Source organism: Aliirhizobium wenxiniae, assembly GCF_019511445.1.
In the GTDB taxonomy this organism is placed as follows: Bacteria; Pseudomonadota; Alphaproteobacteria; order Rhizobiales; family Rhizobiaceae; genus Neorhizobium; species Neorhizobium wenxiniae_A.
On the sequence record NZ_JAEUAN010000050.1, the window covers coordinates 1 to 2,618 of the forward strand.

The window sequence follows — 2,618 nt, forward strand, 5'->3', positions numbered from 1 at the left end:
TGCGGATTTCGATGAATCGGGACAGCGATTTCAGCAAGTCGCGGACAAGCATTTCGCTAAGTCGCGGACAGCGGGCTCGATCGATTTCCGCCAGCCTGGTTGCTGTCAGGGGTGATTGATTTCGTTTATTTCGGCGCTGGTCAAGAGCGTTGTTGTTTTCCGCTTCCGCATGCTGTCGCCTTCGAGCGTTATGCGGTGGGCGTTGTGAACGATACGGTCCAGAATCGCGTCCGCTAAAGTGGCCTCGCCGATCATCTCATGCCAGGCGGCCACGGGAAGCTGGGCCGTGATCAGAGTGGATTTTCGCCGATATCTCTCTTCAAAGATTTCCAGCAGATCGAGGCGCTGCCGATCGTTCAAGGTATGGGTTCCCCAATCATCGAGTACCAGCAGATGAACGCGTGCCAGCTTGTCGATGAGGCGTGGGAACCGCCCGTCCAGTCTGGCAAGCGCGAGGTCTTCAAACAAACGCGGCATGCGCACATAGAGGACAGAGTAGTCGAGGCGGGCCGCCTGGCGTGCAAAGGCACACGCGATCCAAGTCTTTCCGGTGCCCGTCTGGCCTGTGAGGATCAAGTTCTCATTTGCTTTCAGCCATGCTCCCTGTGCCAAAGACAGGACGTTGCGCCGATCCAAGCCCCGATGCGCTGCAAAATCAATGTCTTCAATGGAAGCGTTGGCAAAACGGAGTTTGGCGGTAGCAAGGCGGTTTGTCAGTCTGCGGTCCGTTCTGAGGGCGATCTCTCGGTCAAGCATCAACCCCAGTCGTTCGTCGAAGCTCAGGTCATTTCCGTGAGCCTGCTCGAGGAGCTCGCGATAGGCCGTTGCCATGCCTGCCAGACCAAGCGCATTCATTTGCTCAAGTGTCGGATGTGTCAGCATCTAATGTCCTTTTATTGATAGTAGGTTTTGCCGCGGATATTGCCGTGCGGCGGCGCCGGCTTCACAGCCTCGGTCATGGCCGGAGCCTGATCGAGACCAGATCTGAGAATGTTAGCGACAGACGAATAGCTCAGAGCGTTGATTACCAGCGCCCTTTCGCAAGCCATCTCCAACCGATCGGACTCATAACGGCGTGCCAGGGAGAGAACGCCTTGGGCGGATCGGTAGCCCTGCTCGGGGTGCGGGCGATGACTGAGCAGACGTTCGATAAACGTCGCCGTGTTGATCCCGACCTTTGCCGCTTCGCTGCGCAACAAGTGGGGTGTCGTGTTCGCATAGCGCTGGTGCGCCTTGGGCATATGTTCATTGACAGTGACGTGGCCTGAACGCTGCGAGCTCCGAATGTGACTTGCGACACGTTTGTGGTCGAAGAAGATCTCAACCGCTCGATACGTCAACCTGATATCGACCCGTCTTCCGATCAGCCCATGCGGCACGGAATAGAAGGTCTTGTCGACCTCGACGTGATAGTCGGGATGCACCTTGGCGATCTTCCATTCCGCATACTCAAACGGCGTTGAAGGCAATGGTTTGAGCTGAGAGCGTTCGACTTCATCGAACAAAGTGCGGCGAGATTTGCCATACCGCCGCATCGTCCGGCTATTGAGGTCTTCGATCAAGGCGCTGATGCGGATATTGAGATCGACAAGGCTAAAGAACCGCTCGTTTCGGAGCCTCGCCAGGACCCACCTCTCAACGATCAAAACCGTCCCTTCAGCGGAGGGTTTGTCGCGAGGATGCCGAGGCCGTGCCGGAACCACGGTCGTGTCGTAATGCTCAGCGAAAGCGGCAAACGTCGCATTCAATGTCGGTTCGAACCAGAGCGCCTTGGCGACAGCCGATTTGAGGTTGTCGCAGATCGTCGTCTTTGTCACGCCACCGAAGTAACTAAAGGCACGCTGGTTAGCCTCGATCCAGTCGGGCAGCTTCTGGCTAAAGCTGGCATAGGCGAACGTCAGTTGCGACGCGCTCAACACCGCGACATAGATTTGCGCTGCGCGGATCTCGCCGGTACATGGATCGATGATCGGGATCGTATGGCCGGCATAGTCGCATTCCATCGCGACACCGGCAACATGACGGCTGCGATAGGTCGGCCGGGCTCGGCTTTCGTGATCGGCAAACCGGCCGCAAAACCATGTATAGCCATAGCCATCCGGGTGAGCTTCCCGGTATTCCTGCCACAGCAAATGGAGCGTGACGCCCTTGCGCTTCAGTTCGCTGGCCATCTTCGGCCAGTCCGGCTCGACGGTATCGCGTGGAGGCCGTCCCATTCGCCGGAATAGTCGATGTTCAAGAACGTCGTCCTCGTCCAGGCCCGGAGGTAGAGGCCAAACCGCAAGCCCGGCTTCCTTTGCCCGCAGCAGGTACGTCGAAACCGATGTCTTGCTCATCTTCAGCCGCTCGGAAACGGCACGTATCGATAATCCCTGCTCGAACGTAAGCCGCAGGATCGATCGGATATCCTTCACGTCAGTATGTCTCGCTTGCTTCCGTCTGGGCATCATGTCCTCGCTCAATCCACGAGGGCAAAGTGCCAGATCGGCGCTCACGAAAATCGATCTAAATCCGTCGCGATAACTGTCCGCGACTTTCTGAAATCACTGTCCCGTACTTACTGAAATCGATGTCCGCGACTTACTGAAATGCCTGTCCGCGACATACTGAAACCCGCA

General features: G+C 57.0%; 2 protein-coding genes. Both read right to left on the reverse strand.

Annotated features, from left to right (window positions below; genetic code table 11):
• Positions 1–105: 105 nt before the first annotated feature.
• Positions 106–882, reverse strand: coding sequence for an IS21-like element helper ATPase IstB (gene istB, locus JNB91_RS30145; protein ID WP_220329106.1), 777 nt, complete (start codon positions 880–882; stop codon positions 106–108).
• An 11-nt stretch (positions 883–893) separates the two neighbouring features.
• The gene (gene istA, locus JNB91_RS30150; protein WP_220329107.1) at positions 894–2,447 is read right to left on the reverse strand and encodes an IS21 family transposase; all 1,554 of its coding nucleotides are present in this window, start codon (positions 2,445–2,447) and stop codon (positions 894–896) included.
• Positions 2,448–2,618 lie beyond the last annotated feature (171 nt).